25 protein-coding genes are annotated in these 25,736 nt (G+C 65.3%); 11 read left to right on the top strand and 14 right to left on the bottom strand.

What is annotated here, in order from left to right; all coding sequences use genetic code 11:
• Positions 1-168: 168 nt before the first annotated feature.
• Positions 169-2,856, bottom strand: a complete 2,688-nt coding sequence (locus QA639_RS06260; protein WP_157344357.1) for a sensor domain-containing protein — start codon at positions 2,854-2,856, stop codon at positions 169-171.
• Between the two features lie 273 nt (positions 2,857-3,129).
• Here QA639_RS06260 and QA639_RS06255 point away from each other — a divergent pair, with 273 nt between their 5' ends.
• Positions 3,130-4,233: an NAD(P)/FAD-dependent oxidoreductase gene (locus tag QA639_RS06255; RefSeq protein ID WP_028336002.1), complete on the top strand. Its 1,104-nt coding sequence runs from the start codon at positions 3,130-3,132 to the stop codon at positions 4,231-4,233.
• Positions 4,234-4,329: 96 nt separating this feature from the next.
• On the opposite strand, the gene QA639_RS06250 is transcribed toward QA639_RS06255, so the two are convergent.
• Entirely contained in the window at positions 4,330-4,515 is a 186-nt protein-coding gene (locus QA639_RS06250; protein ID WP_016847370.1) for a YdcH family protein, read from the bottom strand.
• 240 nt (positions 4,516-4,755) lie between these two features.
• Here QA639_RS06250 and QA639_RS06245 point away from each other — a divergent pair, with 240 nt between their 5' ends.
• The 3 genes from QA639_RS06245 (at position 4,756) to QA639_RS06235 (ending at position 5,737) form a co-directional block, all read left to right on the top strand.
• Positions 4,756-4,962: a YdcH family protein gene (locus tag QA639_RS06245; RefSeq protein WP_016847372.1), complete on the top strand. Its 207-nt coding sequence runs from the start codon at positions 4,756-4,758 to the stop codon at positions 4,960-4,962.
• A 195-nt stretch (positions 4,963-5,157) separates the two neighbouring features.
• Positions 5,158-5,367, top strand: coding sequence for a hypothetical protein (locus QA639_RS06240; RefSeq protein ID WP_283089390.1), 210 nt, complete (start codon positions 5,158-5,160; stop codon positions 5,365-5,367).
• A gap of 118 nt (positions 5,368-5,485) precedes the next feature.
• Positions 5,486-5,737 (top strand): hypothetical protein, encoded by a 252-nt coding sequence (locus QA639_RS06235; RefSeq protein WP_283089389.1) that lies wholly within the window; start codon positions 5,486-5,488, stop codon positions 5,735-5,737.
• Here QA639_RS06235 and QA639_RS06230 read toward each other — a convergent pair.
• Positions 5,732-6,457 carry a GGDEF domain-containing protein gene (locus tag QA639_RS06230; protein WP_028336000.1) on the bottom strand — a complete coding sequence of 242 codons (726 nt, stop codon included), beginning with the start codon at positions 6,455-6,457 and terminating at the stop codon, positions 5,732-5,734. The two genes, QA639_RS06235 and QA639_RS06230, sit on opposite strands and share 6 nt — an antisense overlap.
• A 145-nt stretch (positions 6,458-6,602) precedes the next feature.
• Here QA639_RS06230 and purE point away from each other — a divergent pair, with 145 nt between their 5' ends.
• Positions 6,603-7,091 (top strand): 5-(carboxyamino)imidazole ribonucleotide mutase, encoded by a 489-nt coding sequence (purE, locus tag QA639_RS06225; RefSeq protein ID WP_028335999.1) that lies wholly within the window; start codon positions 6,603-6,605, stop codon positions 7,089-7,091.
• On the top strand, positions 7,088-8,194 hold the full coding sequence (locus QA639_RS06220; protein WP_283089388.1) for a 5-(carboxyamino)imidazole ribonucleotide synthase: 1,107 nt from the start codon (positions 7,088-7,090) through the stop codon (positions 8,192-8,194). Before purE ends, QA639_RS06220 begins: the two co-directional genes overlap by 4 nt.
• A gap of 174 nt (positions 8,195-8,368) precedes the next feature.
• Here QA639_RS06220 and aqpZ read toward each other — a convergent pair whose 3' ends face one another.
• Positions 8,369-9,091, bottom strand: coding sequence for an aquaporin Z (gene aqpZ, locus QA639_RS06215; RefSeq protein ID WP_016840586.1), 723 nt, complete (start codon positions 9,089-9,091; stop codon positions 8,369-8,371).
• A gap of 264 nt (positions 9,092-9,355) precedes the next feature.
• Between aqpZ and rpsU the strand changes: the two genes are divergently transcribed.
• Together rpsU and QA639_RS06205 are read left to right on the top strand one after the other, a co-directional pair.
• Complete coding sequence (rpsU, locus tag QA639_RS06210) at positions 9,356-9,652, top strand: 30S ribosomal protein S21 (RefSeq protein WP_021078544.1); 297 nt, start codon at positions 9,356-9,358, stop codon at positions 9,650-9,652.
• Positions 9,653-9,765: 113 nt separating this feature from the next.
• Positions 9,766-10,428 (top strand): tetratricopeptide repeat protein, encoded by a 663-nt coding sequence (locus QA639_RS06205; RefSeq protein ID WP_283089387.1) that lies wholly within the window; start codon positions 9,766-9,768, stop codon positions 10,426-10,428.
• A gap of 149 nt (positions 10,429-10,577) precedes the next feature.
• On the opposite strand, the gene QA639_RS06200 is transcribed toward QA639_RS06205, so the two are convergent.
• The 10 genes from QA639_RS06200 to QA639_RS06155 all read right to left on the bottom strand — a co-directional run bounded on the left by QA639_RS06200 (position 10,578) and on the right by QA639_RS06155 (position 19,620).
• The gene (locus QA639_RS06200; RefSeq protein WP_283089386.1) at positions 10,578-11,474 is read right to left on the bottom strand and encodes a prolipoprotein diacylglyceryl transferase; all 897 of its coding nucleotides are present in this window, start codon (positions 11,472-11,474) and stop codon (positions 10,578-10,580) included.
• 276 nt (positions 11,475-11,750) lie between these two features.
• Positions 11,751-12,035, bottom strand: a complete 285-nt coding sequence (locus QA639_RS06195; protein ID WP_028340624.1) for a cupin domain-containing protein — start codon at positions 12,033-12,035, stop codon at positions 11,751-11,753.
• 40 nt (positions 12,036-12,075) lie between these two features.
• On the bottom strand, positions 12,076-13,173 hold the full coding sequence (locus QA639_RS06190) for a calcium:cation antiporter (RefSeq protein WP_028335994.1): 1,098 nt from the start codon (positions 13,171-13,173) through the stop codon (positions 12,076-12,078).
• A gap of 53 nt (positions 13,174-13,226) precedes the next feature.
• Positions 13,227-14,045, bottom strand: coding sequence for an alpha/beta hydrolase (locus QA639_RS06185; protein WP_283089385.1), 819 nt, complete (start codon positions 14,043-14,045; stop codon positions 13,227-13,229).
• A gap of 15 nt (positions 14,046-14,060) precedes the next feature.
• The gene (locus QA639_RS06180) at positions 14,061-14,231 is read right to left on the bottom strand and encodes a hypothetical protein (RefSeq protein ID WP_167350370.1); all 171 of its coding nucleotides are present in this window, start codon (positions 14,229-14,231) and stop codon (positions 14,061-14,063) included.
• An 11-nt stretch (positions 14,232-14,242) separates the two neighbouring features.
• Positions 14,243-15,640 carry an NAD(P)(+) transhydrogenase (Re/Si-specific) subunit beta gene (locus QA639_RS06175; RefSeq protein ID WP_028335992.1) on the bottom strand — a complete coding sequence of 466 codons (1,398 nt, stop codon included), beginning with the start codon at positions 15,638-15,640 and terminating at the stop codon, positions 14,243-14,245.
• Positions 15,641-15,683: 43 nt separating this feature from the next.
• Entirely contained in the window at positions 15,684-16,001 is a 318-nt protein-coding gene (locus QA639_RS06170) for a proton-translocating transhydrogenase family protein (RefSeq protein WP_016841609.1), read from the bottom strand.
• An 11-nt stretch (positions 16,002-16,012) separates the two neighbouring features.
• Positions 16,013-17,137: a Re/Si-specific NAD(P)(+) transhydrogenase subunit alpha gene (locus QA639_RS06165; protein WP_283089384.1), complete on the bottom strand. Its 1,125-nt coding sequence runs from the start codon at positions 17,135-17,137 to the stop codon at positions 16,013-16,015.
• Between the two features lie 145 nt (positions 17,138-17,282).
• Positions 17,283-17,435 (bottom strand): aa3-type cytochrome c oxidase subunit IV, encoded by a 153-nt coding sequence (locus tag QA639_RS06160; RefSeq protein ID WP_028335990.1) that lies wholly within the window; start codon positions 17,433-17,435, stop codon positions 17,283-17,285.
• 268 nt (positions 17,436-17,703) lie between these two features.
• Positions 17,704-19,620, bottom strand: a complete 1,917-nt coding sequence (locus tag QA639_RS06155) for a M3 family oligoendopeptidase (RefSeq protein WP_157344335.1) — start codon at positions 19,618-19,620, stop codon at positions 17,704-17,706.
• Between the two features lie 142 nt (positions 19,621-19,762).
• Here QA639_RS06155 and QA639_RS06150 point away from each other — a divergent pair, with 142 nt between their 5' ends.
• From QA639_RS06150 to QA639_RS06140, 3 genes are all read left to right on the top strand, one after another.
• On the top strand, positions 19,763-21,253 hold the full coding sequence (locus QA639_RS06150; RefSeq protein ID WP_283089383.1) for a sigma-54-dependent transcriptional regulator: 1,491 nt from the start codon (positions 19,763-19,765) through the stop codon (positions 21,251-21,253).
• 307 nt (positions 21,254-21,560) lie between these two features.
• Positions 21,561-23,852: a L,D-transpeptidase family protein gene (locus tag QA639_RS06145; protein ID WP_283089382.1), complete on the top strand. Its 2,292-nt coding sequence runs from the start codon at positions 21,561-21,563 to the stop codon at positions 23,850-23,852.
• Positions 23,853-24,117: 265 nt separating this feature from the next.
• Positions 24,118-25,716, top strand: a complete 1,599-nt coding sequence (locus tag QA639_RS06140; RefSeq protein ID WP_283089381.1) for a peptidoglycan L,D-endopeptidase MepK — start codon at positions 24,118-24,120, stop codon at positions 25,714-25,716.
• Positions 25,717-25,736: the final 20 nt, after the last annotated feature.

Genomic DNA, 25,736 nt, shown 5'->3' with positions numbered 1-25,736 from the left:
GTTTCCGGTCAGCCCTGCAAACGCATCTGCAGGGCGTTGACGGGGCCACGCTTGAGGTGGGGATCGGTGTATCTCGCCACGACGCGGCCCTCCTTTCTCGGCTGAAATGATGTGGTGGGCCCAGATGTAGCCGGGCATGCAACGGATGGCAAGCACAGCCAGGCCAAACTAACCGGCTCTGCGCACGGTCTCGGCAAGCTGGTCGCCGCCGACCAGCGCGGCGAATTGGCCGATCGGGGCCGGCCTGCCGATCAGATAGCCCTGCACCGCGTCGCAGCCTTCTTCGGCGAGGAAGCCGAGCTGCGCCTCGGTCTCGACGCCTTCGGCGACGATCGACATTTCAAGGCCGTGGCCGAGATCGATCACCGCGCGCACGATCGCGGCCGATTGCGGGTTGCGGCCGAGATTGATGACGAAGGCGCGGTCGATCTTGATCTTGTCGAACGGAAACGCCTGCAGGTAGCTCAGCGAGGAATAACCGCTGCCGAAATCGTCCATCGAGATGCGGACACCGAGCGCCTTCAGCCGCCGCAGCAGCGACAGGCCGCGGTCGAAATCCTCGATCAGCACGCCCTCGGTGATTTCGAGCTCGAGCCGGTCCGGCGTCAGCCCGGTCTCGAGCAGGATCGAATGCACGAGGCCGACGAGGTCGCCATGGGTGAATTGCGCCGGCGACAGGTTCACCGCGACCTGCAGCGGGATCGCCCAGGAGGCCGCCTCCCGGCAGGCTTCGCGCAGGATCCATTCGCCCATCTCGACGATCAGGCCGCTTTCTTCCGCGAGCGGAATGAAGTCGCCGGGCGGCACGAAGCCGCGCACCGGATGGTGCCACCGCGCCAGCGCCTCGAAGCCGATGATCTGGCTGGCCGCCACGCTGCCGCCGGTGGCGGCCTGCGGCTGGTAGTAGAGCGACAATTCGCCGTTCTTGATCGCGACCGACAGCTCCTGGTGCAGCACGCGACGATCGCGGATCTGCTGGTCCATCTCCGGTTCGAAGATCGAGATCGTGCCGCGCGACTTCGCCTTGGCGCGGAACAGCGCCGCGCCGGAATTGGCCAGCAGCGAGGCCGCGTCGGATCCGTTGTCCGGGAACACCGCGATCCCCGTGGTGAGGCCGGTGCGCACCGACTTGCCGTCGATCAGGAAATCCTGCCCGAGCGCCTCGGCGGCCTGCTCGGCCAGCGCGATGCCGGCGACCGGCTGCTTGCCGTCGATGATGAGGCCGAATTCGTCGCCGGACAGCCGCGCGACCACGCCGCCGCGCGCCACGGCCTGCAAACGCTGCGCGACCTCGATCAGCACCTTGTCGCCCATCGCATGGCCATAAACGTCGTTGATCTCCTTCAGCCCGTCGAGATCGACGCAGAGCACGGCGAATTCCTCGTCGGTGCCGTCGCAGGCCTCGATCATCTGGGTCAGCGCCTGCAGGAAGGCGGCGCGGTTCGGCAGATCGGTCAGGCCGTCATGATAGGCCATGTGCGCCATCCGCGACTCGGTCTGGCGCCGGTCGGTGACGTCCTCATGAGTCTTGATCAGATATTGCGGCTCGCCGACATCGTCGAGAACGGTCATGCGGCGGGTCAGGAACAGCCGCAGGCCGTCCTTGGTCGAGATCGGATGCTCCTCCGCGATCATGCTGCGCTTCCTGATCGCGGCCTCGTCGCGGGCGATGATCAGCTTGGCTTCACGCGCATTGAAGATGTCGGACGCGGTCAGGCCGGCGGCGTCCTCGCGGCGGCGATTGAGGATCGTCTCGGCGCTGCGGTTGGCCAGGAGGTAGCGGCCGTCGGTGACCCGCTGCACGATCAGCGAGACCGGGATGTTGTCGACCACGAGCTCGAGGAACTTCTTGTTGTTCTCGAGCTCGCGCGACAGCGAGCGGCGGTCGGTGACGTCCTCGAACAGCGCGATCAGGAATTCCGGCTCGCCGGCCTCGTTGCGGGCGATCACGCGGTTGGAGGCGAGGATCCGCTTGTCCGAACCGCGTTCAACGAAGAATTCGCTGCGATGATAGCCTTCCGCCGCGTTCAGCGCCGCGCGGTCGGCGGTATCGATGCTGGCGGCAGTCTCGGGGCGGAAGATCTCGTCGGCGCGCTTGCCCACGATGTGATCGCGCGAGAAGCGCGAGAAGCGCTCGAATGCGCGGTTGGCGAAGATGTAGCGGCCGTCCTCGATGTTCTTGGCCGCGACGCAGACCGGAACGTTGTCGAGCACCGATTCCAGGAATTGCGTGGTCGAGGCGAGCTTGCGCGACAGCTTGCGCTGGTCGGTGCAATCGAGATGGGTCGCGACCGAGCCGCCGTTCGGCAGCGGAAAATACTTCACCAGCACCGACCTGCCGCCGGGCAGCTCGGTAACCAGTCCCTCGGGCGCCGCGGCCCTGGCGAAGAAATCCTCGGCGCTGACGTCGAGCACGCCGCGGTCGCGGCGCAGTTCCAGCAGCTCGACGCCGGTCATGTTGCGCCTGATGTCGGCACGCGACAGGCCGTAGATGTCGAGGTAGCGGTCATTGCAGAACACGATGCGCTCCTGCGCATCGGTCATCACCACGCCCTGGTTCAAATGGTTGAGTGCCGACGAGACGAAGGCGTTGCGCCGCAATTGCGCGCGCTTGGCCTTGCGCAGCGCGGAGAGGATCCACAGCCCGACCGCGCCGAAAAACGACGCGACCACCACGCTGCCGATCAGGAGCTCCCAGACCAGGCCGGGATCGAGGCTGCCCAGATAGCTCGACGGCGCGAACGCACCGGTGCCTGCCCGGGCTGCAGCGCACGGCGCGACGGCGGCGATCAGGCAGAGCACGGCCCTTGCCGGAATCGAATTCTTCCCGCCCGCCTGCACCTTCCTGCCAGCCATCGATCACCCGCGGATTTCCGGGGCGAGTGTCCGGCTCCGGCGGTTTGGATCGGGTAAACGCGTACTGATGCAACCGGAAAATGCTGACTTAATTTATGGCAATTGCCCTGACATGATTAATGCTCCACTAACAGGGCAGGCTTCCCAACTATTTGAGATGGCCCAAGCACTTGCCTAATAAGCACTTGCCCAAAGCGACCGGATCGGCTGAACGATGTTGGCAGCGGCGGCCAGGGCGCGGCCGGGCGGAAATTTTCGGACCTGAAGGACGAGATGGACAGGGTTGATTGCGTGATCGTCGGTGCGGGGGTGATCGGCCTCGCCGTGGCGCGGCGGCTGGCACAGGCCGGCCGCGAAGTGATTGTGCTCGAGGAGGCCGAGGGGATCGGCACGGTGACCTCGTCGCGAAACAGCGAGGTGATCCACGCCGGCATCTACTACCGCGCCGGCAGCCTGATGGCGCGGATGTGCGTCAGCGGCAAGCGGGCGCTCTACCGCTACTGCGCCGAGCATGGCATCCCGCACAAGAATTGCGGCAAGCTGATCGTGGCCACCACGCCTGCGGAGACCGAGAAGCTGCAGTCAATCCGCGCGCATGCCGAGGCCAACGGCGTCGACGACATGCAGTTGTTGTCCGGCGAGACGGCGCGCGCCCTGGAGCCGGCGCTGAATTGCGACGCAGCGCTGCTGTCGCCCTCGACCGGGATCATTGACAGCCATGCTTACATGCTGGCGCTGCGCGGTGACGCCGAGGCGGCCGGAGCGGCGTTCGCCTTCCATACGCCGCTGCTCCACGCCACGGCCACCGCCGACGGGTTCGAGATCGAAGCCGGCGGCGTGGCGCCGATGACGCTGGCCTGCGATCTCCTGGTCAATGCCGCCGGACTCGGCGCGACGGCGGTCGCGCGCAACGTCGAGGGCATGCCGATCGAATTGATTCCAACGGCCTATTTGGCCAAGGGCAATTATTTCAGCTGCAGCGCCAGGGCGCCGTTCTCGCGGCTGATCTACCCGGTGCCGGAACCCGGCGGGCTCGGCGTGCACCTGACGCTCGACATGGCCGGACAGGCGAGGTTCGGGCCCGACGTCCAATGGATCGATCACATCGATTACGCCGTCGACCCTGATCGGGCCGAGCGGTTCTATCCGGCGATCCGGAAATACTGGCCGGCCCTGCCGGACGGCGCGCTGATGCCGAGCTATTCGGGAATCCGCCCCAAGATCGTGCCGCCGGCGGTGGCGACGCAGGACTTCCTGATCCAGGGGCCGGCCGACCACGGCGTCGCGGGCCTGATTAACCTGTTCGGCATCGAATCGCCCGGACTGACGTCATCGCTGGCGGTCGCCGACCATGTCGGCGCGCTGGCGGAACTCTGAGCAAGTACGGTAAGGCCTTCCGGGGGATGCGCGCGCACTTGGGCGTTCATCCCTCGGTGAAAGGCCACGCTATTTGCTAATTTGCAGGGGGGCGGTCTAGTGGACCGTGTCGTCGGCGGATAGTCTCAACCGCTCGATTTGATCCTTGACCATCAACTTGCGGCGCTTCAGCTCGCAAATATGCAGGTCGTCTACAGAGGGGTGAACGAGCGCTTCGTGCAGTTCGTTCTCGAGTATTTTGTGTTTACGCTCCAGCTCAATGAGATGGGCCTGTATTGCCATTGCGAACACTCCTCGGTGCGTTAAACCTCAGGTTCGATCCGGACCGCCGAGTGTACACAAGTGGACGCCGCTGTCGATGGGGGACGCGAAATGCCGCACGCACTCATTTCGGTTTATCTGTAACCAATCGTGACTATGGAACCGGTCCGGCTTGCGCGACGCGCGTTCAAGGAGGATATTCCGGCGAGCGGCGACTTCCGCCGCAACAACCTTATCGTGCTTATCAGTTAATACACAACCATGAACGATCAGGATGAGCGCGAACTAATCGCCGAGCTCGCGCGGCTGCAACAAGAGCACCGCGACCTCGATGCCGCGATCGACGCGCTGCACCAGTCGCCGGCGCCGGATCTCTTGATGCTGCAACGCTTGAAGAAGCGGAAGCTGCAACTGCGTGATCGCATCGCCTTCATCGAAGACCAGATCACGCCCGACATCATTGCCTGACGCGCGCCGCGGCGCGGGCCTTCGCGGTTCGGCGCTTCCGGTTCAGGCCGGGCGGCGGTTTTCCCCGTCATCCACAGCGCCTCACCGGCTTCACATCGCGGCAACGGACGCGAGGCGGTTTCTCGGCGCTTGACTTCATAAGAACAAAACGAGAACATATCGGCCCAGCCGCCAGCCATCAGAGGGAGTTTCGCCATGTCCGCACCGCCTTCGCTGCCCGACAACAGCCGCTACGAGAAGGCCTGCGATCAGGCGATCGCGATGTGCGACGGCAACCTGCGCAGCACCATCAAGGCGCTGATCATGGCCAACGAATATCTGGAAGCCGAGCTTGAGGAATTGCAGGTCGCGATCACCGCCGGCTGCGTGCCGGCGCAGACCCGGGCGGCGAGCGACGCCGCCTAGAGCCTTCACTTCGATTGAATCGAAACGGAGGCTCTGGATTCTTGTTTTGACGCGTTTTCTTCACGCGAACCGGTACCCACTTCGCTCGAAAACGCTCTAACCCTTCGGGAGCACAGCGATGGCCGATGTGACCTACTACGTGGCACTGCCCTTCAAGCAGGACGACGACGGCACGCCGGTCGCCGGCAATGCCGAGGAATGCCAGAGCTCGGCGGTCGCGTTGCGCCGCGCGGAGACCATGTCGCGGATGCCCGGCAGCATCGGCGCCGTCGCGTTCAGCCGCACCGGCGATCCCGCGATCGGTGAATTCGGCGATGCCAAGTTGTTGCGCGCCTACGGCAACGTGCCGGAGGATCTCAGCGCGCTATAATTCTCGGGATTCGTGGCGCCGCTGCGCCTTGCGCACATACATCGCGCGGTCGGCCTCATCGAGCACGCGATCGATATCCGAATGCGCGGTGAGGATCGCGACGCCCGCGGAGGCGCCTGCGGTGACCTGGCTGTTACGAAACATGAAGGTCAACCGATCGATCGCCTCTTCCAGCGCAGCCGCCTTGGCGCGGGCATCGATCTCACTGAGATTCCACAGCAGCACGGCGAACTCGTCACCGCCGAGACGGCCGATCACATCGGAAGCGCGCACCTGATCCGATATCGCGGCAACGATCGCCTTCAGCACCTCGTCGCCCGCCGCGTGGCCGAAGGCATCGTTGATCGGCTTGAGGCGATCGACGTCGAGCACGATCAGCGCACCGGAGGCCTGATAACGCTTGATGAACGAGAGCGAACGGGCGAGCTCACGCTCGAAGCCGCGCCGGTTCAGGATGTCGAGCAGGAAGTCGGTCTCGGCGGAGGCCTGCAGCTCCTCGATCCGGGCCTGCGCCCGCGCCAGCTGCGCCCGCAAGCTGCGGATGGTCGATTTGTCACCGGATGCGACCGCGCCTCGCGTGGCAGCTCCGGTTCCAGCCCGTTTGGTTCCAGCCCGCTTGGCTGCAGTCTTGCCCGGCCTGGATTTGCGCGCGGCGGGCGCGCCTTTCCGTCGTTTCGCGGCCCCGGAGGCGGCCGCCGTCGTCTTCTTCTTCATGCGCATCCTTGTTGAGGCCTGCTTATGAAGGCTTGCCGGGATTCACCAAGACAGGATAGTCCATTCTAACTCCCTTGCCACGCCTTGGATGACGCCCGGGCCGTCCCTATAATCGGCCTATGCTTTTGGATTCCTGCACAGAATTGAAGAGATGACCGCTCCGATCGCCATCATCATGGGAAGTCAGTCCGACTGGGAAACCATGCGCCATGCCGCTGAGACGCTGGCTGCGCTCGGCGTGGCCTGCGAAACGCGCATCGTTTCGGCCCACCGCACCCCGGATCGGCTCTATGCCTTTGCCAAGGGCGCCAAGGCAGCCGGCCACAAGGTGATCATTGCCGGCGCCGGCGGCGCCGCCCATCTGCCGGGCATGACGGCCGCGCTGACCGAGCTCCCGGTGTTCGGGGTTCCCGTCGAGTCCAAGGCGCTGTCGGGCGTCGATTCGCTCTATTCGATCGTGCAGATGCCGGCCGGCGTCCCGGTCGGGACGCTGGCGATCGGCAAGGCCGGCGCGATCAATGCCGCGTTGCTCGCGGCGAGCGTGCTCGCACTCAACGATCCGGCTCTGTCGGCCCGCCTTGCGGCCTGGCGCAAGCAGCAGACCGACGCGGTCAACGAGCATCCGGAGGGCGCGGCGTGACGGCTTCGAACGCAGTGAAGCTGAAGCCGGGCGACACCATTGGAATCCTCGGCGGCGGACAATTGGGCCGGATGCTGGCGATGGCGGCGGCGCGCCTCGGGCTCCGCTGCCAGGTGTTTTCGCCGGATCCGGACTCCCCGGCGTTCGACGTGGTGCAGAACGCGACCTGCGCGGAATATGCCGACGTCGAGGCGCTCGAACTGTTCGCCAACGACGTCGACGTCGTCACCTATGAATTCGAGAATGTCCCGGCCGCGACTGCGATGGTGCTCGCCGCGCGGCGCCCGGTGCTGCCGGCCTACAAGATCCTGGAGACCACGCAGGACCGGCTGATCGAGAAGGATTTTGTCAGCAAGCTCGGCATCGGCACTGCCGACTACGCCGGCGTGTCCTCGGTCGACACGCTGCGCACGGCAATCGAACGCATCGGCCTGCCGGCGGTGATCAAGACCCGCCGCTTCGGCTATGACGGCAAGGGCCAGGCCATCATCCGCGACGGCGACGACCTCGAACAGGTCTGGCAGGACCTCGGCACCAAGTCGGCGATCCTCGAGGCCTTCGTGCCGTTCGAGCGTGAGATCTCGGTCATCGCGGCCCGCTCCGCTTTAGGCGAAGTCGAATGCTTCGACGTCACCGAGAACGAGCATCGCGACCACATCCTGAAAATTTCCCGCGCGCCGGCCGCAATCCCCGATGAGCTTGCCGCACAGGCGCGCGCGATCGCCGAAAAGATCGCCTCGGCGCTCGACTATGTCGGCGTGCTCGCGGTGGAAATGTTCGCGGTGCCCGGCAACGGCAGCAAGGCGACGGTGCTGGTCAATGAGATCGCGCCGCGCGTGCACAATTCCGGTCACTGGACGCTCGACGGCGCCTCTATCTCACAGTTCGAGCAGCACATCCGCGCGATCGCCGGCTGGCCGCTGGGCAAGCCGGTGCGCCACGGCGAGGTCGTCATGACCAACCTGATCGGCGACGACATCCTGAGCTACGAGCAGTGGCTCACCGTTCCCGGCGCCACGGTGCATCTGTACGGCAAGGGTACGCCGCGCCCCGGCCGCAAGATGGGACACGTCACCGAAGTGACGCCGGCCAGCAAGCGATAATTTCACGCGCGGCCAATAGCCGCCTTCGTCGTATCGATGGAAATTGGGATCGTGGCAACCACGATCCATTAAAGCATCGGTTCTGATTGAATCAGAACCGATGCTCTGGATTTTTGTTTACGCGTTTTCTTCACGCGAACCGGCGTCCACTTCGCTCGAAAACGCTCTCGCCGATCACGCCGTCTTCGCGCCGGCGACGATGCCGGCTGGTTCGTCGCTGAGCCAGCGATAGATCACGCCGCCGAGCGCACCGCCGATCAGGGGCGCGACCCAGAACAGCCAGAGCTGCCCCAGCGCCCAGCCGCCAACGAACAGCGCCGGTCCGGTGCTGCGCGCCGGATTCACCGAGGTGTTGGTGACGGGAATGCTGACGAGATGGATCATCACCAGCGCGAGGCCGATGGCGAGCGGCGCGAAGCCGGCGGGCGCCTTGCCATGGGTCGATCCCATGATGATGAACAGGAACATCATGGTCATCACCACCTCGGTGATGAAGCACACCACCATGTTGTACTGGCCGGGTGAGTGCGCGTCATAGCCGTTGGAGGCAAAGCCCTTGCTGACATCGAAGCCGGGCGCGCCGCTCGCGATCACATAGAGCAGCCAGGCCGCGATGATCGCGCCCACGACCTGCGCGATGATGTAGGGCAGCACTTGGCCGCCCGGGAAACGCCCACCTGCGGCGAGCCCGACCGTCACGGCCGGGTTGAGGTGGCAACCCGAGATATGGCCGATCGCATAGGCCATGGTCACCACGCTCAGCCCGAAGGCCAGTGACACGCCGACCAGGCCGATCCCGACCTGCGGAAAGCCGGCCGCGATCACCGCGCTGCCGCAACCAGCGAATGTGAGCCAGAACGTACCGATGGCCTCGGCAGCGTATTTCTTCATCTCCATCTCGCATCTCCCCTATTTCCAATGTCCGGGTTATCCAAAACGCCGGGAGCGGCCCTCATCTGGGCGCCAAATCACCCAAATCGGGGCCGCACAATGGCATTTTCGCCCTATTTCGTGGCTTTACTAGGCCCGAAAGTCACTGGACCGGTGGACATCTGCGCGTTTGTCTGATACATGCGCGCGCCTAGGGTTAAGAGGCAGGCCTTTTGCCGCCCCTTCACCTCGCCAGAATTCCGAACCGATCAATTCAAAAGAGGATGCCGCGTGCAGGTTCTCGTCCGCGATAACAATGTCGACCAAGCCCTGAAGGCGCTGAAGAAGAAGATGCAGCGCGAGGGCATTTTCCGCGAGATGAAGCTCCGCGGTCATTACGAAAAGCCGTCTGAGAAGAAGGCCCGCGAAAAGGCCGAAGCCGTGCGCCGCGCACGCAAGCTGGCGCGCAAGAAGCTGCAGCGCGAAGGCCTGCTGCCGATGAAGCCGAAGCCGGTGTTCGGCGCCGGCCCCGGTGGCGACCGCGGTGGCCGTCCGGGCGGTGCAGGCGCCGGTCGCGGCCCTCGCTGAACCGTTTTGCCGATATGGAAGTCTAACAGCGCGGGCCACAGGCCCGCGTTGTCGTTTTGAAGCACGCCGCGTTCCGGGGTACCCATGCAAAACGACCGGCAAGAGCATTTTGCATGACGGCTGATCCGGTATCCCGCCCGCCCTTTCCAGCACCCGCGCGCCGCCGTTGCGCGCCGCATCTTGTCATCATTGCAGTGCTTCTCGGCCTGCCGCTCGGGGGCTGCTCCTTCGACCTCGGTTCATGGGGCTCCTCGGACGACAAGCCGAAGCCGGCTGCCACCGCCGACAAGCCCGCCGCCGACACCATCACCCCGCAAGACGTCAACAGTGCCAGGGATCACACCACGCGTGCTCAGGTGCTGGCGCGCTCCGGCAAGTTCGACGAGGCGATGGCGGAGTTCGAACAGGCGCTGGCGGCCGACCCTTACAACATCCAGGCGCTCTACGGCCGCGCCCTGATCTATCAGGGCCGCGGACAGCATCAGCAGGCGATCGACGATTTCACGGCGGCCAGCGGGCTGTCGCCGCAGAAGGCCGAGCCCCTGGTCGGCCGTGCCACCAGCTACCTCGCGCTCGACAAGGCCAAGCAGGCCGCCAGCGATCTCGACGAGGCCGTGCAGGCCGATCCCGGCAATGTTGCGGCGTGGAGCACGCGCGGCCAAGCCTATGAGCGGCTCGGCGACAAGGTCAAGGCGGCGGCGTCCTACAATCGCGCGCTCGCGCTGCGGCCAGGCGACGGCAATGCGCGCAGCGGACTGGCGCGCACCGGCGGCTAAAGCGCGATGAGATCAGGTTGAATCGTCATCGCGCCTTAGCTCTTTGTTTGAGCATGATCTTTTCGGAAGACCGTTTCGCACTTTTCCGGATCATGCTTTAGCGCTTGGCGTGAAGACAACCCGTCAGGAACGACCGAGCGGCGCGACGGCTATTTCGGCAGGACGGCGTGGAACATCGACTTCATGCCGGAGAACATGTCGTCGGTCACCGACGTGCGCTCGTTCTTCTGCGCCGGCATGATCGCCTCGGCGCGCAGGTCGAGCGGGGCCTGCACCACAGGGACCGGAATGTCGGCCGGCGGCGTCAGCCGGTTGGAATCCTGGCCGCCGGCGGCATAGGGCGGACGCGGCTGCGAAGATTGATCGACATTGTCGGTGGACGGGCTCGACACCATGATCGGCGGCGGCAACGGCCGGATCGCCGAGGCGGCTGCCGGACGCTGCGCCTCAGGCAGGCGGGCGAGATCGGTGCGAGTGGCATCCTGGGACCGCGCTGCCTCCTGCGGACGCTCCTTGCGCAGCCGCTCGATGGCGGCGCGCGCGAGGTCGTTGGCATCGCGGCTTTCCTCAGGCGTCACAGCAGTCTCGACCGGCGCGGCTGACGTCGCGGGCGCGGCCGGCTGCGGCGCGGCGGGCGCGACCTTCGCGACGGCCTTCGGCGCCGCCGGGTGATGGCGGGTGTCGGTGGGGATGCTGGCGGTATCGGCCGGTGCGTCAGGCTTTGCGTCGGCGGATTTGGGGTCGGCCGATTTCTCGGCGGGCTTCTCGGTGACGGTGGCCTTCTCGGACGCCGACCGCTCGATCAGCGTGCGCTCGGACATGCCCTTGGCCTTCACACCGGCTTCGGGGAGGCTGCTGACGACGGTGGGGGGCTTGGCGGCGGCTTTCGGATCTGCCTTCGGATCTGCCTTGGGATCGACTGCGGCGGTCACGGCTGCGGCTGCCGGCGCTTCCACGATGTAGTGATTAACGATGTACGCCCCGATGATGGTCGCTGCCACCGAGGGTAAGATGTCCATCACAAATTTCTTCAGGTAACTCAGCATGACCTGCCACTCCCCACCCCGGTATTACATGCTGGAACTTTGAGGCACATTCAGGGATCAACTGCGTCGGATCGGTGGCAAACCCCCGTTCCGACGTCACCTTTGGTGTCGCTTTGGTTTCAGCCGGAGGCGCCCCCTGCGCAGGCCGCTTCCGCCTGCTAGATCATCGCGCAGCCGTTAACGGGTCGTGAATTTCCACAGCCGCGCCGGCTCGGTCCTGCCATTCGGCGGATGCAGGGTTCCTTGCTTGGTTCCTTGCAGGATTCTCGCGCCGCGTCAGGGCTTGAGTTCGACCTCGAGGAACACGATCTCGCTGGCCGTCTCGTTGAGCACGTCGTGCTGGACCCCGGCCTTGCGGAAATAGGACTTGCCGGCTCCGAGCTGCGCCTTCGAGCGCTCGCCGTTCGGCGCCACGATCGTCATCTCGCCCGCCGTGATCGGAACGATGACATAGTCCATCTCATGGGTGTGGTGGCCGGTGGCGCTGCCCGGCGCGAGGCGCCATTCGGTCACGCGGACTTCCGCGGTATCCACCTGCACATCCGATTTGGCACTGAGCATCGTCATTCTCTCCAAGTTTTTTGTTTGAGCGGATCATGCTCTACGGCACGAAAACCATGAACACGAACACCGCGAACACCACCATGTGAACGAGCCCGAACAGGATGTTGGTGCGGCCGGTTCCGAAGGTGAGCATGCTGACCATGAAGGTGAGCAGCAGGATCAGCATATGCTGGTTGCTGAGCCCGAGCACCAATTGCTTGTCGAGCGCATAGGCGGCTACGGCCACCGCGGGAACCGTGAGCCCGATGGTGGCGATCGACGAGCCGAGCGCGAGGTTGATGCTCTTCTGCAGGTCGTTCTTGCGCGCCGCCGACACTGCGGCAACGCTCTCCGGCAACAGGATCAGGGCCGCCACCACCAGGCCGGCAAAGGCCGGCGGCGCGCCGATCTTGACGGTGACGACATCGACCACCAGCGAGAATTTCTTCGCCAGCAGCACCACCGCCAGCAGCGAAACCAGCAGCAGCGCAACGCTGATCGCCGTCATGCGGTCCGACATCACCTCGCCATGCGCCGCCGCCTCATTGGCGCCGCTGACGAAATAATCGCGGTGGCGGATGGTCTGGGTGTAGAGGAACACCGCATACAGCAGCAGGGTCACGACGCTGATCACGGCGAGTTGGGCCGTGGAGTAGATCGGGCCCGGCGCCGTAAGCGTGAAATTCGGCATGTCGAGCGTGATCGTCGCGAGCACGAACAGCACGCTGAGGTAAAGGTTGGCGCCGGTGATCTGAAAATCCTGCTCGCGGTAGCGGATGCCGCCGATGAAGATGCAGAGCCCGACCAGGCCGTTGCAGACGATCATCACCACCGCGAACACGGTGTCGCGCGCCAGCGTCGGCGCCGGCGTGTCGCCCAGCATGATGGTCGAGATCAGCGCCACCTCGATGATCGTCACCGCGAGCGTCAGCAGCAGCGTGCCGAACGGCTCGCCGATCCGCTCGGCGATCATCTCGGCATGGTGGACCGCCGCGAACACGGTGCCGAACAGAATGACCAGCAGCACCGCCGCGAACACCCAGCCCCCGGCCGATGGCGCGAAGCTGTAGCCGGTGGCCGTGACCGCGGCAAACAACAGCACCGCCAGAACGGGATACAGCCAGGCCGACCGCGGCATCGGTCCGTGTGCGCTCATCGTGGGGTCCCCTTACTTCGCTGGCGCGATTATGCGACAGACAATCGCAGCCGTCAGCCTCTTGCGGCGTCGATAAACCGCCGCGCCGTCGCCATCGCACCGAAATCGTCGAGATTGTCGTGCCCGCCACCGGGCAGTCGCACGAATTGCTTGGGCTCATGGGCGAGGCCGAACAGCCGCTCGCCGAAGCGAATCGGGATCACCGGATCGTCGGTGCCATGCATGATCAGCAGCGGCGCCTTGACCTGCGCGATGAGCCGGTCGGAGTGGAATTGATCGCGCATCAACAGGCTGACCGGCACATACCAGAAATGCGCGCCGGCGACGTCGGCCGTCGACGTATACGGCGCCTCCAGGATCAGCTTGCCGACGGGATGTCCGGCGGCGAGCGCGACCGCAACGCCGCTGCCGAGCGAGAATCCCCAGGCCACGATCTGCTCGGCGCGGTAGCGCGCGGTGGCGAAGGCATAAGCGGCAGCCGCGTCCTGCAGCAGTCCCTGCTCGCTCGGAGACCCGCTCGACCCCGCATAACCCCGAAAGGACAGCGCCACCAGCCCGGTGCCGTCGGCCGTGATGGCCCTGAAGCGCGCCACGCGCCCGGCAAGGAAGTCGCCATTGCCATGAAAGAAAAGCACGACCGGCCGGCCCGGCTTCGCCGGCACGTGCCAGACGATGACCTTCTCGCCGTCGCCGGTGGTCAGGACATGCTCTTCCGCTTCGGGAAGACCCGCGGCTGCCGGCGCAGTCCGTCCGACCGGCGGGATCGGAAACAGCAGCTCGCGCTGCCTGACGTAGAGCACTGCGAGCCCGCCGAGATAGACGACGACCGCGGCGATCAGGAACCATTTCAGGATTGCGAGTGCCAGTGCCATCAGCGGTGGCCGCGGCTATGTCTTGCCGCGGAGCCTGAGCAGCTTCTCGACGTCCGCCTTGATGCTGTCGGGGAGCGGCCGGCACGCGCACGCCGCCGCATGTGCGACGTGCCACTTGATGCGCTGCTCGCGCGTCGCCCGGGGCGGCATGCGATGCGCTCGATGCCACTCCCGGTTCAGCGCCATTGCCGCCCGCCCTACATCGCCTTGACGATGTTCTCGGTGACCTTCTTGGCGTCGCCGAGCAACATCATGGTGTTGTCGCGGTAGAACAGCGGGTTGTCGATGCCGGCATAGCCCGAGGCGAGCGAGCGCTTGATGAACATCACGGTGCCGGCCTTCCAGACCTGCAGCACCGGCATGCCGTAGATCGGCGAGGTCTTGTCCTCTTCCGCCGCCGGGTTGGTGACGTCGTTGGCGCCGATCACGAAGGCGATGTCGGCCTGGGCGAACTCCGAGTTGATGTCCTCGAGCTCGAACACCTCATCATAGGGCACGTTGGCCTCGGCCAGCAGCACGTTCATGTGGCCGGGCATGCGGCCCGCCACCGGGTGAATGGCGTATTTCACCTCGACGCCTTCCTTCTTCAGGATGTCGGCCATCTCGCGCAGCGCGTGCTGTGCTTGCGCCACCGCCATGCCGTAGCCGGGCACGATGATGACCTTGGAGGCGTTCTTCATGATGAAGGCGGCATCGTCCGCCGAGCCGAGCTTGGCGGGCTTCTGCTCGCCCGAGCCGCCGCCGGCTGCGGCAGTCTCGCCGCCGAAGCCGCCGAGGATCACCGAGATGAACGAGCGGTTCATCGCGTGGCACATGATGTAGGACAGGATCGCGCCGGAGGAGCCGACCAGCGCGCCGGTGATGATCAGCGCCGAATTGCCCAGCGTGAAGCCGATGCCGGCCGCAGCCCAGCCGGAATAGGAGTTCAGCATCGAGATCACGACCGGCATGTCGGCGCCGCCGATCGGGATGATCATCAGCACGCCGAGCGCCAGCGCGATGATGGTGATCAGCCAGAAGTCGAGCGCGCTGCCGCTCATCACGAGGCCGACGATGAAGAACACCAGCGCCAGCGCCAGCACGATGTTGATGACGTGGCGGAACGGCAGGATGATCGGCGCGCCGCTCATCCGCGCCGACAGTTTCAGGAACGCGATCACCGAACCGGTGAAGGTCAAGGCGCCGATCGCGACGCCGAGCGACATCTCGACCAGGCTCTGCGGATGGATGTGGCCGGGCGTGCCGATGTCGAACGCCTCGGGCGCATAGAACGCACCGGCGGCGACCAGCACCGCGGCCATGCCGACCAGCGAGTGGAACGCGGCGACGAGCTCGGGCATCGAGGTCATCGGCACCCGGCGCGCGATCACGGCGCCGATGCCGCCGCCGATCGCGACCGCGAGGATCACCAGCAGCCAGGCCACGCCGTCGGCCGGCGGATGGCTCGCCAGCGTGGTGCCGACGGCGATCGCCATGCCGATCATGCCGAACATGTTGCCCTGGCGCGACGACGCCGGGCTCGACAGGCCGCGCAGCGACAGGATGAACAGCACCCCCGCCACGAGGTACAACAGTGCAGAGAGATTGGCGCTCATCTCAGGTCCCCCAAAATCCTCATCACCCCGAGGTGATTGCCGCTCACTTGGCTTTCTTCTTGTACATCGCGAGCATGCGCTGGGTGACCAGGAAGCCGCCGAAGATGTTCACGCAGGCGAAGATCAGCGCGACGAAGCCGAAGCCGCGGGCCCAGCCCGAACCGCTCGAGACCATGCCGACGCCGACCGCGAGCAGCGCGCCGACCACGATCACCGAGGAGATCGCGTTGGTCACGCTCATCAGCGGCGTATGCAGCGCCGGGGTCACCGACCACACCACGAAATAGCCGACAAACACGGCGAGGACGAAAATCGACAGCCGGAACACGAACGGATCGACGGCCTGCGCGAGATGCTCCATGGCTTCTCTCCTTACTTCGGCTGGAAGTTGGGATGGATGACGGCGCCGTCCTTGGTCAGCGCGGTGGCCTTCACCAGCTCGTCGTCCCAATTGACCGCGAGCGCCTTGTTGGCCTTGTCGACCATCGTCTCGATGAACGAGAACAGGTTGCGCGCGTAGAGCCCCGAGGCCGACGCCGCGACGCGGCCGGCGACATTGGTGTAGCCGACGATCTTGATGCCGTCGGTCTCGACCACTTCGCCGGGCTTGGCGCCCTCGACATTGCCGCCGCGCTCGACCGCGAGATCGACCAGCACCGAGCCGGGCTTCATCGATTTCACCATCTCGCCGGTGACGAGCATCGGCGCCGGACGGCCCGGGATCAGCGCGGTGGTGATCACGATGTCCTGCTTCTTGATGTGCTCGGCGGTCAGCGCGGCCTGCTTGGCCTGGTACTCCTTGGACATCTCCTTGGCGTAGCCGCCCGCGGTCTGCGCGTTCTTGAACTCCTCGTCCTCGACGGCGAGGAATTTCGCGCCGAGGGATTCGACCTGTTCCTTGGTGGCCGGACGCACGTCGGTCGCGGTGACGACGGCGCCGAGCCGCCGCGCAGTCGCGATCGCCTGCAGGCCGGCGACGCCGACGCCCATCACGAACACCTTCGCCGCCGGAACGGTGCCGGCGGCGGTCATCATCATCGGGAAGGCGCGGCCAAAGGCCTCGGCGCCCTCGATCACGGCGCGGTAGCCGGCCAGGTTGGCCTGCGAGGACAAGACGTCCATCACCTGCGCGCGGGTGATGCGCGGCATCAATTCCATCGCGAAGGCGGACACGCCGGCATCGGCCATCGCCTTCAGCGCGGCCTCGTTGCCGTACGGATCCATGATCGCGATGACCAGCGCGCCGCGCTTGTATTGCGACAGTTCGGAGGCTTCCGGCCGCTTCACCTTGATGATGATGTCGGCGTCCTTGAGCGCGTCCGCGCTGACGGTGGCGCCAACGGCGGTGAACTCCGAATCGGGAAGGCCCGACTTGATGCCCGCGCCCGGCTCGACCGCGACCTCGGCGCCGAGGGCCTTGAACTTCTTCACGGTATCGGGCGAGGCCGCAACCCGCGGCTCGGACGGATCAATTTCCTTGGCAACGGCAATCTTCATGGGCCCTCCGGCGGCGCGAGCGGCGCACGCGTCTTCAAACTAGCGTTATTTTCGCCAGATTTGGATACCCGGTTTTTACATCCGGGTTTCGACAGCAATTCCGGCACCGCCGCGGGACGGCGGCGCCGCTAGCCGATCTTAAGGATCAGACCAGGAAATAGGCCATCAGGATAAGAATAATGGCGACGCTGATGGTGCCCCATTTGACCAGCATGAGAAACCCTTCATAGGTCTGCTCATGCGCCACGTAATCGTTGCCGTCGGCGGTCGTGTAGGCCACTTCGCTATGGTCTGCCATCGCTGTCCCCAGTCAGAAATTCGCGTTCCTCCGCGAGCCATTACCGCAAACGGATAGGCAGGGCAACGGCGCGGTCCCGATCGGGCGATTTGAAGCGCAAATCGTCCCCGATCCACGTTCGAGCGACGCCGCCGCGGCAGCCCCTCGGCAGGATTGGCCTCCCAAACGCAGGCATCATGGAACGATCATGCCGCCAGGCGCAAAAAACGCCGAACGAAACTGGCACGGGACCGGCTGCCGCCCGGTCCGGCCGGAACGCCGATGGGGCTCAGCCCATCGCCTCCAGCTCGTCGATCATGCCGGCGATGACGGACAGGCCGCCGTCCCAGAATTTCGGGTCCTTGGCATCGAGCCCGAACGGCCGCAGCAGCTCGGAGTAGTGCTTGGTGCCGCCGGCGGCGAGCATGTCGAGATAGCGCTCGGCAAAGCCTTCGGACGCGTGCTCGTAGACCGCATAGAGCGAGTTCACGAGGCAATCGCCGAACGCATAGGCATAGACGTAGAACGGCGAGTGGATGAAGTGCGGAATGTACATCCAGAACGTCTCGTAGCCCGGCTTGATCTCGATCGCCGGCCCCAGGCTCTCGCCCTGCACGCTGAGCCAGATCTGGCCGATCCGCTCGGCGGTGAGTTCGCCGTTCTTGCGCTCGGTATGAACCGCGCGCTCGAATGAATAGAACGCGATCTGCCGCACGACGGTATTGATCATGTCCTCGACCTTGCCCGCGAGCAGCGCCTGGCGCTGCTTGGCGTTCCTGGTCTGCGACAATAGCCGCTTGAAGGTCAGCATCTCGCCGAACACGCTTGCGGTTTCCGCCAGCGTCAGCGGCGTCGGCGCCATCAGCGCGCCGTTCTTCGCCGCCAGCACCTGATGGACGCCGTGACCGAGCTCATGCGCCAGCGTCATCACGTCGCGCGGCTTGCCCTGATAGTTCATCAGCACATAGGGATGCGCCGACGGCGTGGTCGGATGCGAGAACGCACCGGGCGCCTTGCCGGGACGGACCGGCGCATCGATCCAGCGATCGTCGAAGAAGCGCTCGGCGATCTCGGCCATCTTGGGCGAGAAGCCGCTATAGGCCGACAGCACCATGTTGCGCGCCTCGGGCCAGGCGATGGTGCCGGTCGCCGCGAACGGCAGCGGGGCGTTGCGGTCCCAGTGCGGCAGCTTCTTCTTTTTGAACCAGCCGGCCTTCAGCGCATAATAGCGGTGCGACAGCTTCGGATAGGCCGCGCGCACCGAGGCGACCAGCGCATCGACCACCTCGCGCTCGACGCGGTTGTTGAGATGGCGGGAATCCGCGACATCCTGGAAGCCGCGCCAGCGGTCGGAGATTTCCTTATCCTTGGCGAGCGTATTGGTGATCAGCGCGAAGCTGCGCTCATTGTCCTTGAAGGTCTTGGCGAGCGCCTGCGCGGCAGCCTTGCGCTTGTCCCCCACCTTGTCCTGCAGCAGGTTCAGCGTCGGCTCGATCGCGAGCTCCTTGCCGCCGACCTTGAACCGCAGGCCGGAGATGGTCTGGTCGAACAGCCGGTTCCAGGCCGCGTAGCCGCTTTGCGCCTTTTCGTGGAACAGCTGCTCGACGCGATCCTCGAGCTGGTACGGCTTGTCCTTGCGCAGATCCTCGATCCATGGCCGGTAATGGCCGAGCTCGGGTTCGGCCATCGCGCGCTCGATCACATCATCGTCGACGCGATTGAGCTCGAGCGAGAAGAACAACAGATGCACCGACGCGGCGGTCAGCCGCTCGGAGACGTCGCCGTAGAATTTCGAGATCGCGGGATCGACGCTGTCGCCGGCATGGACCAGGCCGGCGTAAGAGCCGAGACGGCCAGCCAAATCGTCGATCGCCTCATAGCGCCTGATCGCCTCGGCCAGCCACTTTCCGCCGCCTTCCTTGGCGGTAGTTTCGGCAAGCTTGCCCTTGTAGTCGGTCTCAAACGCGACGCAATCTGCGTCCATTTTCTGCAAGTCGCGTGCGACCTCAGGCGCATCGATACCGGAGTAGAGATCTGCCAGATTCCATTCCGGAAGCTTGCCGGTCTTGCTGGCTGCCTTTTTCGCCGCCGGGCCGCCTGCGGACGATTTGCGTTGCGCGGCCGTCTTGCGCAACGCGGCTTCCTTGCGGAGAGCGGCCTTGCTGAGGGCAGACTTGTTGGATGCAGTTTTGGAGCGCGAGGTCATCTTGTTCGTAACCTTAGTTCAGTCGGAAAGATGTCGGCGGCGGCGGAATGAATGCGGGTTTGCAACATTTAAGAGTGCGTTAATCGGCATCGGCGACATTGCCCCGATTCGAGACAAATAAACGTAGCGTGCGGGGAAAACCATGGCTGCCACCATTTTGATCGCCGATGACGACGCAGTACAGCGCCGTTTGGTTGAAAACATGGTGCAGAAGTGCGGCTATGAGCCCCTCGTCGTGGACAGCGGCGACGCGGCGATCGCGGCCCTGACCGCATCCGAGACGCAGGCGATTGACGCCGTCGTGCTCGACCTCGTGATGCCGGGCCTCGACGGTCTCGGAGTCCTCGCAAAAATTCGTGAAGCTGGTTTGACCGTCCCTGTTATCGTGCAGACCGCACATGGCGGCATCGACAATGTCGTGTCGGCGATGCGCGCCGGTGCCCAGGATTTCGTCGTCAAGCCGGTCGGCTTCGAGCGGCTGCAGGTTTCCCTGCGCAACGCCCTCAACGCCTCGGCGCTGAAGGGCGAATTGCAGCGGATCCGCCACAGCCGCGAGGGCCGGCTGACCTTCTCCGATATCATCACCCGCAGCGAGGCGATGGCCGGGGTGCTGCGCACCGCGCAAAAGGCCGCGTCCTCGACGATCCCGGTGCTGATCGAGGGCGAATCCGGCGTCGGCAAGGAACTGTTCGCGCGTGCCATTCACGGCAGCAGCGAGCGCAAGGCCAAGCCGTTCGTTGCGGTGAATTGCGGCGCGATCCCGGACAATCTCGTCGAATCGATCCTGTTCGGCCACGAGAAGGGCGCCTTCACCGGCGCCACCGAGCGCCATCAGGGCAAGTTCGTCGAAGCGCATGGCGGCACGCTGTTCCTCGACGAGGTCGGTGAATTGCCGCTTGCCACGCAGGTGAAATTGCTGCGCGCCCTGCAGGAAGGCACCGTCGAGGCGGTCGGCGGCCGCAAGCCGGTCAAGGTCGATGTTCGCATCATCTCGGCGACCAACCGCAAGCTGCTCGATCTCGTGAAAGGCGGCCAGTTCCGCGAGGACCTGTTCTATCGCCTGCACGTGCTGCCGCTGACCATTCCGGCGCTGCGACAGCGGCGCGAAGACATCCCGCATCTGCTGCGGCATTTCCTGGCGCGGTTCTGCGCCGAGGAAAACCGCAACATCACCGGCATCAGCGGCGAGGCGATGGCCCACCTCTCGCAGCTCGACTGGCCGGGCAACATCCGCCAGCTCGAGAACACGGTGTATCGCGCCGTGGTCATGAGCGACGGCGACCAGCTCGGGCTCGCCGATTTCCCGCAAGGAACGGCGCATCCGGCGCCGGAGGGCAAATCGCTGCAGGGCGAGCCGCTGGTGGTGTCGCCCTCCACGGCTCCCGCCATGATTTCCGGTAATGAAATACCGGTTGCCGCCTCCCTGCCCACGGCCGGCGGCCTTTCCATACTCAATGCCGCGGGCGAGGTGCGCCCCCTGGAAGATCTCGAGAACGAGATCATCCGCTTCGCGATTTCGCATTATCGCGGACAGATGTCGGAGGTCGCGCGCCGCCTCAAGATCGGCCGCTCGACGCTCTATCGCAAGCTCGACGAAGCTGCGGCCGGCGCGCGCGCAAGCGACCCCACTTAGCCCTCGAGGCCGACAGGGCCACACCAGGGAACCTTTTGAACCGTGTCGTGGCGGTGACAGACAAAGGCTGTGCCGCGTGGCAAAAACGCACAGCCCGGAGCGAAATCAGCTGCTTCGAGGTCAGTTTGTCGTGAGTTGCCCCGCATGGCGCTGGCTGCATGAGAGGGGCAAAGGTATCGTCTGCGTTCGTTGTGTGCAGGCGTGCGAGTCGATCGAGAGGCCGGCGCTTCGCGCAAGCTATGAAACCAAATTCTGATTTGAACTGTTCCAGTTTGATGAGGGGCAGTTTCACCCAGGGGGTGTGACGATGCGTGACTGTTCGAACAACCGTCGAGGATTTGACCGCGTATTGATGGCCGTCGCGGCAACCTTCCTCACGGTGTCCGCGACCGCGGCCTTCGCGCAGGACACGCCGCACTCCAGCGCCTCGGAACTCGCGATCGACGCGGCGATCCCGCGCCCCGAACCGGCCAACGTGCCGCCCCCCACCGCAAGCGATTTCAAGGCCGACACCACCGCCGCGCTGCCCGATGCAGCCAGGCCGGCCGACGTGAAGCCAGCGGATGTGCAAGCCACCGAGGCCAAACCCGCTCAGACAAAACCGGTCGACGCCAAGCCGGCAGAGCCGAGCGCGACTGCAAAGGCCGTCGAGCCGAAGCCCGCCGATGTCGTAACCGCGCCCGCGACGAAGCCGGCCGATGCCCCGAAGACCGATACCGCCGGCGCGCCGGCGGCGGCCGCCCCCGCCCCCGCAACGGCCACCGCGCCTGCCGCAAGCCCCGCGCCTGCAACTGCAGCAGCGCCGGCCACTGCTCCCGCGACCGCCGCGGCGCCGGCGAGCGAACCGGCGAAGGCAGCGAGCAACGTTGCCGCCGAGGATCAGCCGGTTGCCGACAAGCTGCGCGAACTGCTCGCCAGCAAGTCGCTGCGTAGCTTCGACCGCAAGAACGAGCGCGCTGCGGCCGAGAAGTTCTATTCGGCTCGCGAATACGCGCCGGTGTTCACCAAGGCCGGCAAGCTGACCGACGCCGGCAAGGGCGTCATCGCCCGCCTGAAGGACGCGGCCGCGGATGGCCTCGATGCCGCCGACTATCCGGTGCCGGATTTCGCCGCAGCGACCTCGCCGGACGCGCTGGCCGACGCGGAGCTGAAACTCGCCGCCAGCATGCTGGACTACGCCCGCCAGGCCCAGAGCGGCCGCATGCACTGGTCGCAGGTGTCGGCCGACATTCTCTATCCGGAGCACCCGACCGATCCGGCGGAAGTGTTCGCCAATGTGACCTCCGCGAAAGACGCCTCCGCCGCGCTCGACAGCTACAACCCGCCGCAGAAGCTCTACAAGGAGCTGAAGCAGAAGCTCGCCGAGCTGCGTGGCCAGGGCGACGGCCCGGTCATCACGATCGCAGACGGCCCGACGCTGAAATATTTGCCGGCACGCAAGAAGCAGGCCGCGGTCGAGATGGACGATCCGCGCGTGCCTGACCTGCGCAACAAGCTCGGCGTCACCGAGAATGCCGACAGCACCAAGTATGACGCGACGATCGCGCGGGCGGTGGAGAAATTCCAGAGCAGCGTCGACCTCAAGCCGACCGGCGTTCTCGACGAGCGCACGGTGAAGGCACTGAACAATCCGAAGCGCGACCGGCAGATCGACACCGTGATCGTCAACATGGAGCGCTGGCGCTGGCTGCCGCGGCAGCTCGGCGCCGCCAGCGTCGGCAATGCCTATGTGATCCTCAACATCCCGGACTACACGTTGAAGGTGATGCAGAACGGCGCGCAGGTCTGGACCACCCGCGTCGTTACCGGCAAGCCCGGCCAGCATGCCACGCCGCTTTTGACCGAGACGATGAAGTACATCACGGTCAATCCGACCTGGAACGTGCCGCCGTCGATCATCTACAACGAATATCTGCCGGCCCTGCAGCAGGATCCGACGGTGCTGCAGCGCATGGGCCTCAGGCTCGAGCGCAACCGCGACGGCTCGATCCACATTTCGCAGCCGCCGGGTGAAGCCAACGCGCTCGGCCGCATCCGCTTCAACTTCCCGAACAAGTTCCTGGTCTATCAGCACGACACGCCGGACAAGTACCTGTTCGCGAAGGACGAGCGTGCGTTCAGCCACGGCTGCATGCGCGTGCAGAATCCCGATCAGTACGCCGCCGTCCTGCTCAACATCACCGAGCCGAACCAGCACTACACGCCGGAGCGGATCCGCAGCATGTACGGCTCGAGCGAAGTCGACCTGAAATTCCCGACGCCGATCCCGGTGAACATCACCTATCAGACCGCGTTCGTGGACGATGCCGGCAAGCTGCAATTGCGCAGGGACGTTTACGGCCGCGACGCCGCCATGCTGTCGCTGCTCAGGAACGGCCGCGGCAAGGATCTCGAGACGGTGGTGGCGCACGCCCAGCCGAGCTACTCGCGTCCGCCGAGCAGCAGCCTGCCCGCCGGCGTCAATGTCGCCGGCGACAACGGCTTTGGCTCCTCCGGACCAAATTTCTTCGAGCGCCTGTTCGGGGGATTCGGACAGCCGGAGCCGCAGCCGATCCGTCGCGGGCAGGCCCAGCAGCAGCGCCGGGTAATCACCCGCTAATCTGCATTTCCGCCCGATTGGAATAAATTTTGAAGCAAAATCAACGATCTCGCTCAAAAGGCGAGATCGTTTACATTAACCATTTCGGGTCTCGGCCGGGGAGCAGGGCTATCTTTTGCCACACTCGCCCAGTTAGTTAAGCCTAACTTGGGGGCGGGTCGGTAAACCTCGGTTAACCCTCCCGCTTTAAGAAAGCGTTCACCGTCTTCCGCAGGGGGTCTGCGAAAGATGCCGACCGAACGCTCGTCGACTGGGTGGGCTCATAGTGCTGGCTGTCTTCGCACGCCGCTACAATCCGCTGTCGTTGCCTAAGGCCGGATACCAAGTCGGCCTGACTGCGCTATTGCTGTTGGCGGGCGCGGGATCGGTGCACGATGCCACTGCGCTGAACCAGACCCGCACCCTCTCCTTCCACCACACTCATTCCGGCGAAGACCTCACCGTCACCTTCAAGCGCGACGGCCGTTACGACGAAGGCGCGCTGAAGCAGCTCAACCACTTCCTGCGCGACTGGCGCTCCCAGGATGAAACGGTGATGGACCGTCACCTCTTCGACATCCTGTGGGAAGTCTATAACGACGTCGGCGGAAAGCAGCCGATCCAGATCATCTCCGCCTATCGCGCCCCTGCCACCAACGCCATGCTCCGCCGCCGCTCCTCGGGCGTCGCGCGCCACAGCCAGCACATGCTGGGGCACGCGATGGACTTCTTCATCCCGGGCGTGCCGCTGGAGCAGATCCGCTATGCCGGCCTCCGCCTGCAGCGCGGCGGCGTTGGCTTCTATCCGACCTCGGGCTCGCCGTTCGTCCATCTCGACACCGGCAGCATCCGCCACTGGCCGCGCATGACCCGCGATCAGCTGGTCAGGGTGTTCCCCGACGGCCGCACCGTCCATGTCCCGACCGACGGCACGCCGCTGAAGGGCTATGAGCTTGCCAAGGCCGATATCGAGCGCCGCGGCAATGGTGACGATGCCGCGACCATCGGCAAGCCGAGCCTGTTCGCGAAGCTGTTCGGTGGCGGCAAGTCAAGTGACGATGAAGACGAAGGCGCGGCCAGCGTGAACGACAAGCCGGCCGCCAACACCGTGGTGGCCGCCGCCGCGCCCGCCAAATCCGCCGATCCGATTCCGCTGCCGCGCGCCAAGCCGCAGTTCGCCGCCGCCATCCAGCTCGCGGCCGCCGACGCCCAGCTCGTTCCGATGCCGAAGGCGAAGCCCGCGGTGCAAGTGGTGCAGATGGCCGAGAACACCGCGCCGCAATCGCCTGCCGACATCATCAATGCCCGCGGCTTCTGGGGTGACGAGGGTGAGGCGCCGAAGCAGGCGTCGGCGGCGCAGATAGCCGCGCTGAAGGCCCGTGAGGCGGTCGGCGGCAGCGATCCGCAGACCACTGCCAGCACGACGACCGAAAACTTCAACAAGGCGCTGGCCTATGCGCCCGCGGCGGCCTCACCGGTCGATCGCGCCAACATCGTCGCAGCGACCGCGCCGATCCCGCGCAACGTGCGCCCGACGCGCAATGCCGCTGCTCCTAGCACCGAAATCAACACCGTCGTTGCCAAGGGCGCACCGAGCCAGGGCGTGATCACCACCTCCGCGCGGATCTCGGCTGCCAAGGGCAACGATATCTGGATGCGCGTGGTGATGCTGGCGCCGAGCGCGAGCAATGCTATGCTGACCACGGTGCTGGGCGACACCGACATGACCATGATGCGGGCCCATTTCGTGAAGCCGCAGGCCGCCGTCGTCATGACCTTCTCGGAAGATCCGATGATGGGCATGACCTGCGACCGCTTCTCGGGCTCGGCGACCGCCCTCCTGACGACCCAGTCCTTCGTGCTCCGCACCGCCTCGCTGCGCTGAGCCGCTGCACCTCTGCCGAC

It is taken from the genome of Bradyrhizobium pachyrhizi (genome assembly GCF_029714545.1).
Classification (GTDB): Bacteria; Pseudomonadota; Alphaproteobacteria; order Rhizobiales; family Xanthobacteraceae; genus Bradyrhizobium; species Bradyrhizobium pachyrhizi.
Note: the sequence above shows the minus strand (reverse complement) of the source record. Positions and strands in the feature narration are given on the sequence as shown.